At 57.8% G+C, this 14,259-nt stretch carries 13 protein-coding genes; 6 read left to right on the forward strand and 7 right to left on the reverse strand.

The features are described from left to right. Positions 1–119 precede the first annotated feature (119 nt). From NKJ01_RS04095 to NKJ01_RS04115, 5 genes are all read right to left on the reverse strand, one after another. Positions 120–1,466, reverse strand: coding sequence for a ComEC/Rec2 family competence protein (locus NKJ01_RS04095; protein WP_352726330.1), 1,347 nt, complete (start codon positions 1,464–1,466; stop codon positions 120–122). Positions 1,467–1,475: 9 nt separating this feature from the next. Next, the gene (locus tag NKJ01_RS04100) at positions 1,476–5,018 is read right to left on the reverse strand and encodes a S8 family serine peptidase (RefSeq protein ID WP_352726332.1); all 3,543 of its coding nucleotides are present in this window, start codon (positions 5,016–5,018) and stop codon (positions 1,476–1,478) included. Positions 5,019–5,111: 93 nt separating this feature from the next. Then, entirely contained in the window at positions 5,112–5,912 is an 801-nt protein-coding gene (locus NKJ01_RS04105; RefSeq protein ID WP_352726335.1) for a peptidoglycan-binding domain-containing protein, read from the reverse strand. 88 nt (positions 5,913–6,000) lie between these two features. Further along, entirely contained in the window at positions 6,001–6,507 is a 507-nt protein-coding gene (locus tag NKJ01_RS04110; protein ID WP_352726337.1) for a lysozyme family protein, read from the reverse strand. Continuing rightward, entirely contained in the window at positions 6,464–7,159 is a 696-nt protein-coding gene (locus NKJ01_RS04115) for an acyl-homoserine-lactone synthase (protein ID WP_352726339.1), read from the reverse strand. The genes NKJ01_RS04110 and NKJ01_RS04115 overlap by 44 nt, the downstream gene beginning before the upstream one ends. Positions 7,160–7,551: 392 nt before the next feature. Between NKJ01_RS04115 and NKJ01_RS04120 the strand changes: the two genes are divergently transcribed. Further along, positions 7,552–8,118 carry a hypothetical protein gene (locus NKJ01_RS04120; RefSeq protein WP_352549331.1) on the forward strand — a complete coding sequence of 189 codons (567 nt, stop codon included), beginning with the start codon at positions 7,552–7,554 and terminating at the stop codon, positions 8,116–8,118. A 195-nt stretch (positions 8,119–8,313) separates the two neighbouring features. Here the strand turns inward: NKJ01_RS04120 and NKJ01_RS04125 are convergent, their stop codons facing one another. Together NKJ01_RS04125 and NKJ01_RS04130 are read right to left on the reverse strand one after the other, a co-directional pair. Beyond that, on the reverse strand, positions 8,314–9,378 hold the full coding sequence (locus NKJ01_RS04125; protein WP_352726341.1) for an alpha/beta hydrolase: 1,065 nt from the start codon (positions 9,376–9,378) through the stop codon (positions 8,314–8,316). After that, positions 9,341–10,474, reverse strand: coding sequence for a hypothetical protein (locus NKJ01_RS04130; protein WP_352726343.1), 1,134 nt, complete (start codon positions 10,472–10,474; stop codon positions 9,341–9,343). Before NKJ01_RS04130 ends, NKJ01_RS04125 begins: the two co-directional genes overlap by 38 nt. A 524-nt stretch (positions 10,475–10,998) precedes the next feature. Between NKJ01_RS04130 and NKJ01_RS04135 the strand changes: the two genes are divergently transcribed. The 5 genes from NKJ01_RS04135 (at position 10,999) to NKJ01_RS04155 (ending at position 13,797) form a co-directional block, all read left to right on the forward strand. After that, entirely contained in the window at positions 10,999–11,991 is a 993-nt protein-coding gene (locus tag NKJ01_RS04135) for a hypothetical protein (protein ID WP_352726344.1), read from the forward strand. A 50-nt stretch (positions 11,992–12,041) separates the two neighbouring features. Beyond that, positions 12,042–12,206, forward strand: a complete 165-nt coding sequence (locus tag NKJ01_RS04140) for a recombinase family protein (protein ID WP_352726511.1) — start codon at positions 12,042–12,044, stop codon at positions 12,204–12,206. A gap of 51 nt (positions 12,207–12,257) precedes the next feature. Then, positions 12,258–13,082 carry an IS5 family transposase gene (locus NKJ01_RS04145; protein ID WP_352726346.1) on the forward strand — a complete coding sequence of 275 codons (825 nt, stop codon included), beginning with the start codon at positions 12,258–12,260 and terminating at the stop codon, positions 13,080–13,082. Further along, on the forward strand, positions 13,083–13,271 hold the full coding sequence (locus NKJ01_RS36400) for a helix-turn-helix domain-containing protein (RefSeq protein WP_502905855.1): 189 nt from the start codon (positions 13,083–13,085) through the stop codon (positions 13,269–13,271). A gap of 244 nt (positions 13,272–13,515) precedes the next feature. Next, positions 13,516–13,797 (forward strand): hypothetical protein, encoded by a 282-nt coding sequence (locus tag NKJ01_RS04155; protein WP_352726350.1) that lies wholly within the window; start codon positions 13,516–13,518, stop codon positions 13,795–13,797. The last annotated feature ends 462 nt before the right edge of the window (positions 13,798–14,259 follow it).

A 14,259-nucleotide genomic window follows, 5' to 3' on the forward strand; every position in this document is an offset into this window, starting at 1 on the left:
GGGCACACCCTGCCGTTACCTGTGCTCTGATTTCTTCAGCTGGCGATTGTCGAGACACGGAAAATCAAATCCTGGCGTGCGGCAATCCGTTTTCAGTTGGCTACAATCACGCCGACCCGCTAAACTGAAATGTCAAAATAGAGATCCGTGCACGCGATACCCTCAATTGGCTCTGCTGGTGCTTCGTCGATGCGCACGACACCTACCTTTGCTGTGGCTTTCAGCGCCTCTAGTAGCGCGGGAAGCGGCATGTTGTCCCAGTTTTTGTCTAGCGCCATCTGATGGTCGACCGGGACTGCCGCGACTCGCAGGTTCTTCATCAGGTCGAGGCCTTTCTCACGCAGTGTAGCGTTGTGGCTGCCGTGATGCCCAACCTTGTAAAAAATTGTGCGCGCCAGCAGATCGGGGCCCGCTATCCGTTTCTCGTCCACCGTCCAGAAGAGGTCCTGCCACGAAAGCCAATTGCCCACTTGGGCGTCCGCAACGAACAGAAGCACGTCGCCATCGGCAACAAACTCGATAGCCAGCACCAAGCTTGTGTTGTTCGTGGCGCTGTCGAGTGCCAGCGCTAGTTCCGAGGCGCCATCGAGCCAGGCTGTGTCGATCATGCGCCACGCAGGCGCATCCTCGTTCGGCCCCCAATAGCGCCGGCGAAAGAAGTCCATGCCCGTGGCACTGGCAAATGGGATGGGGCGCAGGCCGTCGAAAGGCGAATTGCAGTCCTCGGCAGAGAGGGCGCTCGCCACGTCAGCGGCCGGCAGATGCGCAGAAACGCCATAGGTCTCGGGGTTTCTCGTCGACGGCAGGGTGCGACGGATCTGCTTTGCATCGGGCGGCGGACCAAGGACATAGAGCCGGACGTCAGGATCGGAAAGATGAACCGGATCGTCAGCTGGGCGGCAATAGCGCACATCGGCCTTCGCCATCGCTATTTTCAGGGCATCCTCGGTCGAATGGCCTCCCGCAGCTCCAAAAAAGCCCACTAGTGCATCGATCTCGGCCGCCCCCTCCGAATTTCCCGCCATGGTCATGGCCGAACCGGCCAGTCTGAGGGCGCTGATGGCCTTCTTGCGCTCATCCTGGAGTTCGTTGGCGAGGCTATCATCCGGATCTTCTGTCCATCCCACCCAGACCTTATCAACCTTGAGCTTGGCAAAAGAGTCAGCGGCCTGGATGAAGCCCGACAGATGGTCCCAGTGCTGGTGTGTCGCCACTAGCAGATCAATGTGCGAATCGGTCTCCTCAAGCACATCGTCCATCACTTGCGTCATGATCTCGCCAGCCTTTTTGGTGCCGAGTATCACCCCGCAATCGATGAGAATCCTGTAGGGGTCGCCATGCTGCCTCGGCAGCGTAACGAGGAAACAGTCTCCGAGACCCTGCCTATACATGCGAATTTTGGCCCGTGCAGCGGTCGGCAATCCGGCCGTGGCGGCACTGAGCTTTGCGGTCGATTTCCCTGCCATGTCGCGCCCCTAGCTCATGCCATGAAGAAAGGCGAACGGCTCCCTTCCCGCCGGTGGCCCACCGAAATAGCAAGCCCGCAGGTTCTCGTTCATGCGGCTGCGATAGTCGCGTTGTGCTGCGATCCGGCCGGCGCCCATTAGTTTCTTGGTAACGACGTAGCGGACCGTAGTGGACTTGAGGTCGATAAGAAGCGTGCAGCCTCCGCGATAGCTGGTGCCATCGGGAATGGCTGGGCGCCAAGTCTGTGTGATCTCGACGACAAGATCGGTCTGGCTTTGTCCGTCTGGTCCGACACGGCGTGCCGGTCGTACCGAATGCACCTCGATGCCACCGATGGTGCCGTCAATTGAGATGCCGTCAGGAAGCGGAATGGTTTTGGGGCCGGTCTCGCGAACGAAACCGAGCGCCGTCAGTTGTTCATCCGAGACGTGCTCGCGGGAAACAAGCCAAGCGTGAAAGATCGCGGCGTTACGTTGCGACGCTTCGTAGGCTGTCTCGCGGTCACCGTCCAAATTCCAGGTGAGTTCCATCTTGCCGAGCACGTTCGCAAGATTGTCAAGGCCCAGCACTGGCGGATCCCATACCAGGTTGGCGGGGGATAAATGGCGAACGCCAGGTGGCAGAATCCCCCGGTCGCGGAAAGCAGCCGCGAACGCCGTGCGGTATCCGCGCGGGTCGTCGGGTACCAGGTCGCGGTCGGCAGTTATGAGCGCCCTCAGGTAGTCTCCGAAGGTGATGTCTACCGGGGGGCAATAATCGAGCGCCCGGATACACATAGCTAAAACCTGCCCGGCAACTTTGCTAGCCTCGTCGGCCATCCGGTCGGCAAGATCGACCGGAATTTCGCCAGGCGGCAGGATACCGGTGCCACTAGTGGCGAGGCGAATCAGGTCGGCTGTGCGTCCCTGATAGATGGAGAGAAAAGCGGCGAAAACCGCCGAAACCAGCACCGAACCGAGCGCGTGCGGCTCCTTGCCTGAATCATAGTCGCTGCGCATGACCTTGGCGGGGTTCCATTTGCCGTGCTTGTCAGTTCTACCGATTGCATCGCGCAACGCCCCATAATTGCCATTCATGGCCTGACCGAACTCTACAGCGAGCTGACTCAGCAGACTTTCCTGCGACAGGTCACCCGCGGTCTTGCGAATCTGATGCTTCAGGGCCTCAGGCAGGTTGAAATGCTGGAACAGCGCGACGATGTCGGCGAACGCCTCATGAAAGGCCAGGACATCCGGATTGGTCGGCTCTCGAAACCGCCGGTGCAGACCATCGAGCAGAGCGTGAGTGGTTTCGTGTGCGATGACATCATGCGACAGCGCTGCGAAGTAGACTCCGTGTGGCAAGCCAAGGCCGGCGCTGTCGCCCGCCGCGGTAAAATAGCCAAGCAGCAGCGCCTTTCGATCTGGACTATAGAATGCGTTCGCGGCGCGGATGGCATGCGGATAAATCCGTAGTCGCTGGATGTAGCTGTCCTTCATACCGTTTGTTTCGCCCGGCTGCGGCGCCCATAGCGCAGAGCGACCCAGCGCCCGCTCGAAACGCTCGATGGTCCGCATGGCGACTGCGTACGTCATCTGCTGGTGAAATTGTGGATCGCCCTCGGAGGGCGTCAGCCCGTCTTGCATCAAAAGGTAAGGATGGTTGAGGTCAATCGGCGCATATGCGCAGCGGCTCGCCGGATCGACATCGACTACTTCGATATATTCGCCCACCGGTCCCGGCAGCAGGTCTTTCTCCCAACGTACATCGATTACTGCGCGATTGATCGCTGCGGTGCCCATATCGGTGGCGAGCGACGGATCGACGGCAAATACCTGCAACCGACGGCGATCTGGCGGCCGGACCACGGGCGCCATTGCCGTATCGAGTCGTTTCCTCGCGATCGCATCGCCGGGCGGCGTTGGATACGTAACTGGAGCAACGAGGGATACCGGTACTGACGTCCTGCCGCCGTTCTTCAGTGCCGTGCAAAGTGCCTTTGAGACACCCGGCTGCGCCATCAACGCGTCGGCAATGTTCAACATGTCCCTCGGCGTCAGCGAACGCGGATCCACGGCGGGATCAGGGAGCAGGACCTCGACCGCGGCGGACTGCGAGAGTTGAAGAGCCTCGAGCTCCAGCATCCGGCGGCCGTGTGGGGGCACGGCGCCGAAGTCACCGCCGGTGAGAACGTCCAGGAACGGGAAATTCGCACTGTCGGACGGCGCCTTGACCAGGTCGGCAGGCCTCGGTGGCGCGATGCCTAATGCCGCAAGGGCCTTGAGTTCGCCGCGTCCTAGCCGAGCGGCATCCGGGCTGCCGGCAGCAGAACGAAACAAGGCCTGCCGCACCGCTTCTGCGCGCATCCAATCTTGGCCATAGGCCGCCAGCCTGGCTGCATTCAACTGTATCCAGAGGGCAGCGGCCGCAGCAATTTGCGGCGTGGCCGATGACGTGCCGTTCCCATCGAAATCGACGATTTCCGGACAGCCACGTCGGGCCCAGGTGGTATTTGGCGTGCAGGCGGCGAGGGCCGTTCCCATCTTGGAGGGCGGTCCGTAATTGCCAGCCATCAGATTTAGCGCGAGGTCGGCGTAGGCCCGGTGGTCCGCCATCACCCCGCAGGCGGCGACGACGCGGCCAAAGCGAGCCGGATAGACGATGTTACGCGTAGGGAAGTTGGCGTAGTTGTTGCCGGCCGCGGTGACGATGAATACGCCTTGCTCATACAGGGCATTGACCGCCTCGGCCCAAGCTTGGGAGGCGAGCCCGCCCATGCTCATAGTGATGATGTGGACGAATGTGGCGGGATTGGCCGACAGGCCGTGCACGTAGTCCAACGCCTGAGCGATGGCGCTGTTGTAGAATAGCAGCACACTGTTGGCAACGCGGATCGGCACCACTTCAACCTCCGGTGCGCCGCCGAGGACAGAGAACGCACCAAACGCCTTGCCCGCGAGCAAGCCAAGTGTGCCGGTGCCGTGGCCTGGATTGGCGAGGCCCCCGCTGGTGCCACGATCGGTAGCGTCATCGGGCAGGTCTGAGTCTACGAAGTTGTGTTGGAGGGCCAGGTTCATATGTGCCGGGAGCGAAAGATGACCAGGGTCGTAGCCTGTATCGAGGTGAGCGACGCGTACCCGGCCGGCAGCTGCCGGGCCCACTTTCGCGAAGGCGTCATCGAACTGCGAAAACGCCCGCTTCCGCAACCAAAAGCTGTCGACATTAGTCGGGTAGGACGTGTCCTGTCTGGTCGCGCTGCTGCAGCCTCCAGCTAGCGCGAGGCCCATGGCCTTTTCGTCCCCGGCTAGCCAACGCTGCTGCAAATCCGGTTCCGCGAACTCAATGCCGCCAGCCAGACCGAACTCATCCGAAAGTAACTGGTGGCAGGCGTCCCACGGATTGTCGCCGCTATCGTCCGAAGACAGAACATGCCATGCGACGCCTGCGGCCATTCCTTGGCCAGTTTGAGATCCAATGTTGCGAAATAGCGGTACGGCCTGGTATTTCCGCTGCGCACGAGTCAGTGTCTGTCCGGCAATCGTGGAGTTCGCCTTAACCAACAGTCGCAGCATTGCCAGCTCCATCCTGTCTGGATACCCTCAATCGCGATCCACAGGTTGGGACGGTCCAGACAGCGGCTGAATCGCAACTGTCAGACTTCGCTCCTAGCTCCACACGACGAAGTCCTTCCCCGCGTAGTTCCGGACCCGCTCCAACGCCTCGAAGCCGTTGGAACTGCCATTGTCATTCGAGTTCCCCTCACAGGTATTGAAGGTTGCATCGCCAGCTTCTGAGACAATGCCCATATGCGACCAGTGCGACGAATTCGCCCGGACGAGAAAGAAACTGCCTGGGCGAATCTTCGCCTTGCCGGCAGTGGTTTTTGCATCCTTTTCGCTCAGAAAGTTTCCTGCAGCCTTGGCACGGTCAACGACTGTATCTACGCCGACGGCACTCTTCATCGGCGCCGCCTGCTTGAGCAGATAACTCGCCTGATACAGCATGAAGAAGCTGAAACCCGCACACCAGAGCCACTCCGGGCCCTCCTCACCATCCATGTACATTCGAACCCAAGGACCACTATTTATGCCGCCGGCTTCGACCGGATGCTGCCGGATATGCTGGTGTGCCACAGCTACCGTTAGCGCTCCGAGCTTGCGATCCACGATATCGACCGGATTTAGTGCCCGGACAAATGGCAGCGTCAGCAAATCGTGCTCTGGTTGCGCGTAACGACCCGTCGTGGTCAAACCGTTTGCCTGCTGGAAGTTCTTCAGCTGCTGTTCAGTTGCCGAACCGAAATTACCGTCGATACGGAGCCCGAAGCCGGCCAAACAGAGGCGCTCCTGAACCCACCTCGCCTGCCTCTTTGGACCGCCAAGCCCGATCGGCGCCGCAAGGTCAAGTTCGACGGCGAGATCGCCCGGCAGATAAGCGCCCGGTGCGAGGCTCTTTGGAGCAGCCATGATTTTCAACCTCTGGTGCGCTATTCGAATTCCCTTGGGCAGTAGAACAAACCGCGGCACTAAGCGCCGCACCGCCGACCGCCGTCACCTAACCGCGGAAGGTATCGCTCAGACCGCGTGTCAGTTTATTCTGTACTCTCGCTGCCGCTTCGCCCTTAGTCACGGCACCATCCCTGTTGCTGTCCAGACCCTTGTTCTGCTGGTACTGGACCGTCGGCACCCTGAACATTACAAAAGCCTCGGCCTTGCCGACCGCTGCCGGCCAGAGGATCGCCATGTACACGTCGGATAACGTCTTGAGCTTGTCTTTTTCCGGCTTAAAATACTGCGCCACGTAGTCGAGTTGACCGACTTCGGTCATCGCTGCAAGTTTGCCGGTAGTTGTGCCCAACCCCTTTGCCGTGCTTGGCATGAACTGGATCAACCCGGTCGCGCCGCTCACTTTGTTGACGGTGTTCGAGCGAAAGCGTTCGCCTGTTTCGAAGGCCATACACGCCATCAAAAAGCTCGCGTCACAGCCCAGCTCATCACAGATCGTGATCACCTTGTCCTTAAATGCGGCGCTGACTTTCTTTCCGAAGGCTATCTCGGTCATGTTCTCTTCTCCCCATTTCGGCCTTTTCAACAAAGGGCAGCTGCGTTCCTCTCCGCACGAGAAGTGAGTGATTGATCCCGAGGATCTTTCGGACACTGGCCAGCGCCGCCTCATTCACTTCGATATACGCGACGATGTACCACTCGCCGTTTTCTTCCCTTGCCATGCCCATCGGCTCGGCCCGCCATTTGAGGGCGCCATGGTGCGGCATGAAATAGGTTTCCTGGATGCCGCCGACGGCGCTGAGGCCCTCATCGACAGCGTATTCCATCACTGCGCAGCAGAGCTGTGTCAGCGTGCCCCGCAGTCCGGTAGAGCGCCTGTCAGGAACAACGAAAGTGCGTGTCCACTCGGCCCAATCCGGGCGCCTCGGGACCCCTGATTTCTCGCACATGTGGGGAAAGACTTCCGACACCATGTGCGGTTCGCTGGTCGGGATCAGCCGCGCCGACGTTACCACCCGGTCGTCCTCGATACCCAGGAGATACGTCGCAGCATCGGTATCGAACTGGTCCAGTTCGCGACCATCCGGGCTTGGCGGCCGCCACCGCTTCTGGTGGACAAAAAAATCGTGCCGACGGCGCAGAAATTCGTCGAACTCATTTTCATAGAGATGTCTGTTCTGCGCATTGACGACATGAGCCGTAATCATGGCGCGATCCCCCGACCGTTACCGGGGGATAGTTGCAGCCGTCCTAAAGTACGTCACCTGTCCGATCGGACAGTTGACGTACTTTAGGGATGGATCAAACGTCGTCGCACCGCCTCAACCACAGCTTGCGTTGTGGTGCCGGCGGCCAGACGTTTTGCCAGCGACAAAGAGGATTTCGCTGAGTTCATTGCCGAAATTTCTTAGCAGCGGTAGGGAATGGCAAAAGGTCTGTCCTTTGTGCTGAACAGCTTTAAACAACAGATGGGTACTTATACCTTCTATATATGGCGATCTTACTCGCATGACTCGGAACATAACTCGAATTCTGGTGACATATGCCTCGCCATGTGGCAATTTGTCCATTATATATATCGGATATTTAGGAGGTATTCGTGGCGGAGCAACCATCAAATGAATCGAGAATGCAGGCCCGGCTGAATGCACTATTGGCAGGCCCTGGGGTGGGGTTGGCCATACTGTATGCAGCCGCAATAGGAGCTTATTTTCTATTTAAAGATCTTCAAACGCGCGACCTGTCTCAGACGAGTTCGCAGATTTTTGCGCTCGGCAGTCTGGCTGTTGTCCTGATTTTGCTTTTTGTGGGCGTTCGCATTGTCAACTCATCTTCAGCCACACAAAAGGACGTCATTCCGGACAAAGACCGAAAGCTCCTAGAAGCGCTTATATCCGATTCAAACGAGAAGGCGATTGATCAATACGTGCGCTTGAGCAGTTTGACAGGTGGAACGGGCCTCGCCACCAAACTGGGACTGACGGGGTTGCCGCTGCTGACAGTCGCGCTGACGCTAATTTTCTGCAGTCTTGAGCTCTACAAGCCCGGCACAGGTTTTATGGACCTAACCAAGCTGACTTTGGGTGCTTTCATTGGGTCGTTTGTCCAAAGAGTTGCGACCTCACAATCGGCCGGTTCGGCAGGTCGAGTGCCGCCCGTTGCGTAAGAAATATTCGGACGCAGCTTCCAGTGATGCGCCTCTTCTTGTCTCCAGCAGCCGCGTCTGTCGCAAAGTTCCTCGTCCTGCAGCGCATGCAGCTTAAGAGGCCTTTGCCCGCGCGCATCCGGGCAGTTCGCCACGACCCTGCTTTCGACCATCGCTCTGCTTGAGAGGCCGGCTTTGCCGGCTATCGAGACATTTTCACTCTTGGGGCTGCCTTTGTTCAAGAATCCGCTTCTCGTAATTCACAACGTATGGATTAGCGGTTGCACACCGATGCCCGAGAGCAGGGCAGGTCCCAACTTTCGCAGAATCCATCCGAAACACGCTAAAATTGCGCGACGCTACAATACCATGGTTCATCAGTTCCGCGCCCGTCGCCTGGCCCGCTCTCGCGCCTCCAAGCGCGAGCAATCTGGAGACCAGAAGCAATTTATCCTTCTGGGATGCCATGAGGACCACGCGGTCCGAGACCCCTAGCGCGCCCGGCAGCAAAGTTCGAAAGACGTCCACGTCTACGTCCGGTGAGGCCAGGATCACTGTCCCCACGCGCCCGACTGGCTTGCCTCGCACCTCGCCTTCCATCTTCAGCCGGTTTAGAGCCTCAAGTACGATCCAATTGCCCATACTGTGCGCCATGAGATCAACAGGGCGTGACAAATGTGAATCCAGAATGCTCTTAAGAAGACTTAAGTAGGCGCCTCGTGCGAATGTAGCACTGTCCTGATCATATGAGTGAGCGAACATACTTCCCTTAGAAGGCCATGAAAAAAGAATGGGAACAATCTTCAAGCATCCGTCCAGATAGAAGTATCCCACCCTAAACGCCGACTCCTGAAAATCCTCATTGAACCCATGCGTGTAGAGAAGAACAGAGCGATTGCGCGCACGTGCCTTAACTTCCTGCAAAAAATCAACCGAATCCTTGTATGTAATGATAGAAGCTATCTTAAAGTCGCTGGTAATGGTACCAAAACTGCGCTTACGTGTCGTCGGAAGATCCAGTCTGACCATCCCATAGGTAAGCCGATCTGACCGCGAGCTATCAAGCAGCACCTCGGGTGCACTCGCCGCGATCCCTCTGTCAGTCACGAAAAACAGATCGACCTGGGCGGTATCAGACTCTGGCAAACACGAAAGATCGGCTACCTTAGGCAGCCCTGCAGCGCATCCAACCGAGCTCAAGACTATCCAGCACAGAAACACAAAGCGCCACATCATGGGCGCACTACCCTGATTGGGCTTGGAGGAGGTGGCCGATTGCATCCAGCACGGGAGTCGCGAGCGCCGGAGCGGCCACAGTCAGAATAGCGGTCACCGAGGCAACTGGGGCGAATACGAGTCCCTGCTTGGCAAGATACTCTTGGCGTTCGGACTGCGTACCCTCAGGTAGGCTGATCTCCGAGAATGCTGATACGTCACGGGTCCAGCTGAAGAAGGGCGGCAAGAAGGCCGCGAGCATGACCCCTGTCGAACTGGCACCCCAATAATTCGCCAGAGAGGTGGCTAGCGGCAGCAGAGCCTTCCGACCATCGCTGGAGAGAAAGTCGAGCTGCCATTGAATCAGCGTTCTTGTAATTACCACTGTCAACACCAGAACCACCGCCACCACAATCATTAGTGCCTTGAAGTCATAGAGTCGCCGACGGAGAACTGGAGCAACCAATTCGTCGGCGGTCGCACGGACGGATAGAACCGACAGCGAAACCAGAACAACTATCGTGGAAAAGATCCCCGCGCCGACGTTCCATTGTATCACTTCGAGAGCAAGTGATCTTACGGACTCCGAAAGAAGGCTCTCCTTTACCAATTCATCGATAATTGGTCTTACGATTATTTCGCGGGTGCCCTCCTCGTGCCTAAGAGCGTACACAATCAGCAATCCAGGAAGCACGCCAAGAAGATATAGGTACACGTTTAACGGAAACTGGGCCCTTCGACTGATGACGATAAACGACAGTATGACCGCGATTATTGCAATGAAGATAAGAAGGGCACTTGGAATCGTAAAATCAAGGCGACCGGAGAGATCCATGGCCCTGGCAGTGAGTTTCATCGCGTCTGCAGAGGCAGTTCCGTCAGGCGGGAAGTAGTCAGGCGACAGCAAAGCATGCGTAATCGTCAAAGGCGGCATGGAAGTTGCAGGCACGAGACTCGTCGCCTGCCCTGTCTCACCTGTTGGAACGTGAGCGAAATCATAGCGCACCAAGGGACGGACGACGGTCTTAAAGATGCCGAAGTAAAAGATTGTCGGCAGGAGGATACAGGCAAAGGCGGGCCAGAAACGAACAATCCAATCCGTTCGGCTTGACACGCGCGTCCGCGCATTGGGCGCGTAGCCAAACAGCTTTGTGGAACTCATGGTCTCCCCCCAGCTGACATTGCCTATGAACAGTGCATCAAAATTGGGCGGTGCGCTAGTAGATTGCCGAACTTCAAGAGTCCTGGTTGAGATTTCCCATGGCCTTGGCGTCGTGCGAGTCTTCGGGATACGTACCGGCATCACCGTCTGCCTCAGTTCGACTGATCGCAAAGCGCCTGCAAGAATCATCGATGACCGAAACAGCCTCCAGAAGCAGGTCTGGCGCGCCCGGATTATGCTGGCGACGGCCGACAAGCCGGCTACCGCAACGATCAACCGTATCGCTGGCGTCAGCAAGACGGCCGTCCGGCACGCCGGCAGGCGAGGTTCATCTCAGGGACATTGCCGGCGCGGATCGCTAGACCAGCAGAAGATGCTCTCGGGCGCGGCGCGGCTGAGCATTGCATAGGCAGTCGTCAAAATACTGGATCAGGGGTTAGCGCGTAAGATCGTCAACTTTCAACCACCCGCTAGGAGCGCACTTGCGAATATGCTAATGTTCGGAGAGCTAGTGGGAGGAACGCATGTCAAGACAATATTTGTCACTCTCTTGCCTGTTTCTCTTAATGTACTCCCTTAGCGCGAGTGCGGAGGACAAGTGTCCGGCTGCAGAGATATTACGACCAGATGTCGTGAAGTATGATACATCTGCCCTGACTTTTCTTGCATATAACCATGCGGTTGATCAGCTGGTTAGGAAGGGGCAATCGACCGGAGTTGGGGTCCGATATGATGGTTTTGATCTTTCTTATAACGATGCACAGAACATCGCCTCCATGTATAGCTCTCGAACCAACACGGTTTTGTCCCAAGACGCTAGTGTTTCTCTCATATCCTCGGAGATTCCGCCGGATAATCGCAAGGCTTTTCTGGATTGCATTAGGGCGGCTTCTAGTGACATTGAAATATTTGTAAAGCCCGGCGCCTTTCAGAAACAGTCTTTCCAAGGAACAATCGAATGGCATCCAACTTATACGGTCGATATCACAGATGCAGAAAAGGATGAGAGGGAGGTAAACATAGTCACCACAAACGGTACAGTCGAGTACGGAGAGCGGCTAAAATTAAGACCAAATCAGAATACTCTCTTTCAAATTGATAGATTGGACCTTGACTTACCTTTCTACATGACCGCCTACATCGATAAGCGGGCGAGCGAACAGTTTGAGTTTCCTGCGCGACCAGAATCAACGATTGCTATAGAATTGAGGACGCTTACTACTGACGTTTTCCGAAGGTCGGGGCACTACGGTCCCGAAGCGGCAGATTGGGGGCCGTTCTGCATTTATCCGCAGAAGGGAGGAATAATGCTGCCATCGACTGCAGTTCCGACGAAGTCTGGTTCAGGATACGATTTTGATCGACGAACTGAAGTTAAGATTTCATCCAGCCGTGCGCTTGAAACGTGCATAATTGTACACTCGGGCGGCGTGCCGGACCGCGTAGAGAAATATGGCCACCAAGTCCAAGGCACTCTCTCAGTTGCCGAGGCCTTTGTTCGGAAACTCAAATATTGACGGAAGCATCGGATTGTCCTGCGCGATCAGCGACAGACCTCCTCAACATCGTGAACGGACTGGAGAAGGACGGCGTTGCCCTTCGGGTCCTCGACCACCAGATCGATACTTCCGATCCAGCAGGCCGCGAGATGCGCAGATGCCGGCCGTGTTTGCTGAGCTCGAGACAGCTATTCGGTCCGAGCAGCAGATGGATTGCTAAGAGACCGTTGTGAAAATCGGCTTGCTGGGGTTTCGTTTGAGGCTGGGTTATGATTCAAGCTTAGATGTGGACAAAGCAGAGCCGTGGCCGGATGGCCCAGATCGCCAAAAAGACCAAGCGCTACCCGTCTGATTTGACGGACGAGGAGTGGGAACAGTTCGCACCGCTGATGCCCAAGCCTGGGCGTGGCGGCCGTCCGCGCGAGGTTGAATCCCGAGAGGTGGTCAACGCCGTGCGCTACCTGGTCCGCTCCGGTTGCGGTTGGCGGATGCTGCCGATCCATTTCGGCGCCTGGCAGACGGTCTACGGCTGGTTCCGCGAGTTGGCTCGGCGCTTTCTGTTCCAGACCATCCACGACGTGGCGCTGATGCTGGATCGCGAGCGAGCCGGGCGCGAGGCCAGTCCCACGGCTGGTGTGATCGACAGCCAGTCGGTCAAGGCTCCGCAAGCTGAAACAAGGGGTTATGACGCCGGCAAGAAGATTGTCGGCCGCAAGCGACACATTGCCGTCGATACGGATGGGCGGCTGTTGATGGTCAATCTCACCACCGCCGACATCTCCGACAGTGCCGGCGCTCAGGCGATCCTGGATGGTATCCGCAAGCGCTGGCCCTGGGTGAAGCATCTGTTCGCCGACGGCGCCTATGACCGGCTGAAGCTCATGGACAAAGCCACCTATCTCGACTTCGTGGTCGAGATCATCCGTCGATCCGACGACCAGAAGGGCTTCCAGGTCCTGCCCCGCCGCTGGGTCGTCGAGCGGACCTTCGGCTGGATGACAAGATGGCGCCGCCTCGTGCGCGACTACGAGCAGCGCATCGACGTCTCGCAAGCCATGATCCTTGTCGCAATGGGCGGCAATCTCATCCGACGAAACGCCCATCCGTGAATTTCAAAACGAACTCTAAGGTCATCGGGCAAGGTTTGGACGCAAGGCAAGGCGACCCGGGAGAGGGTAGCCGAGATCGTCGTCATGCGCGCCGATGGGAAGACCGTGGCCGAGATCATGAGGGTCACCGGGCTGTCCAGGGCGTCGGTCTATCGGGCTCTGGGGCTGGCTGCGGGCCGGATCGGGTGAACAAGTAGGCCTATGAAACCGAATAGGGCTCACACTGGCACTACGAAGCGCCAACGATCCTTCTGGCATGGGCAGCAATCCACTGGGACTACACTAGCACTACCCATTCGAGGTTGCCCAATCCCGCCGGACTAGCGCTGTCCTTCCGGTGCGGGCCGACAATCCCATGGGGACACCACTAGCTCTATCGCAACGTCCCGACACCAAGCTGTCGCTTCGGACGAAACAGGCTCGTACCCTTTCCATGAAGACAGCAGCCGACCGACGTGAGAAGCAGCGCGAGAAAGGCCTCACCATTCATTATGGCCGGTTTGCATGGAAGCGGCCGGGGCAAGCCAAGCGTGACCGGTTCGACCTGGGCCGCAATGCGCTGGCCTGGATTGGACCAAGGTGGGACGCTAACCGTGATTTCGGCTGGTACGATGATGAGAGTGGCGGCCGGCACCTCGACCACCTCTTTTGCTTCGAGCTAATGCGGCTACAAAGACGCCTCGGGTCCAACACTTATCGGGAAGCCTTTAACTGATCGGCTCATACACTTCCGCCGCGACCCCCATTCGGCGAGGAAATCCAGACCCCGTCCCTGTCTTGTATCGGGAACTGATCAAGCGAGGCGTTGCCCCGCAAGAGACCGTGCACGTAGCGCGGGCAGGTCAGCCGGCATGGAGAGCCGACCGGACGATTGCGGCATGGGGTTGTATCGACATCGCGGAACACGACCACGACGGGCTGCGAACGGTGAAGTATCGTCCGTTCCCCAAAGGCATTTAAAGCCGACATAGAGACCACAGGAGGTCTGCTGAGGTTTGGATTGGCATTGTGCAAGCCTGCCTAGCGGCGCTTGGTGGCCTCTATCAAGACTTGATCCCCATCAACGGCACACAGGAAGAGGCGAACGACTTGGACAATTGGTTGCGTGCCTACGGCCCGCTGCGAAAGGTGCGCCGCGCATGTCCCTTGCGTAATCGCCCAACATGCTCGGAGAACC

It is taken from the genome of Mesorhizobium sp. M0276, assembly GCF_040321755.1.
Lineage (GTDB): Bacteria > Pseudomonadota > Alphaproteobacteria > Rhizobiales > Rhizobiaceae > Mesorhizobium.

Coding starts and splice junctions, on each gene's coding strand:
- NKJ01_RS04110 (WP_352726337.1), bottom strand. CDS start 6,507: ATGACCGAGATAGCCTTCGGAAAGAAAGTCAGCGCCGCATTTAAGGAC.
- NKJ01_RS04135 (WP_352726344.1), top strand. CDS start 10,999: ATGTCAAGACAATATTTGTCACTCTCTTGCCTGTTTCTCTTAATGTAC.
- NKJ01_RS04155 (WP_352726350.1), top strand. CDS start 13,516: ATGAAGACAGCAGCCGACCGACGTGAGAAGCAGCGCGAGAAAGGCCTC.
- NKJ01_RS04130 (WP_352726343.1), bottom strand. CDS start 10,474: ATGAGTTCCACAAAGCTGTTTGGCTACGCGCCCAATGCGCGGACGCGC.
- NKJ01_RS04095 (WP_352726330.1), bottom strand. CDS start 1,466: ATGGCAGGGAAATCGACCGCAAAGCTCAGTGCCGCCACGGCCGGATTG.
- NKJ01_RS04145 (WP_352726346.1), top strand. CDS start 12,258: ATGTGGACAAAGCAGAGCCGTGGCCGGATGGCCCAGATCGCCAAAAAG.
- NKJ01_RS04125 (WP_352726341.1), bottom strand. CDS start 9,378: ATGCAATCGGCCACCTCCTCCAAGCCCAATCAGGGTAGTGCGCCCATG.
- NKJ01_RS04100 (WP_352726332.1), bottom strand. CDS start 5,018: ATGCTGCGACTGTTGGTTAAGGCGAACTCCACGATTGCCGGACAGACA.
- NKJ01_RS04115 (WP_352726339.1), bottom strand. CDS start 7,159: ATGATTACGGCTCATGTCGTCAATGCGCAGAACAGACATCTCTATGAA.
- NKJ01_RS04105 (WP_352726335.1), bottom strand. CDS start 5,912: ATGGCTGCTCCAAAGAGCCTCGCACCGGGCGCTTATCTGCCGGGCGAT.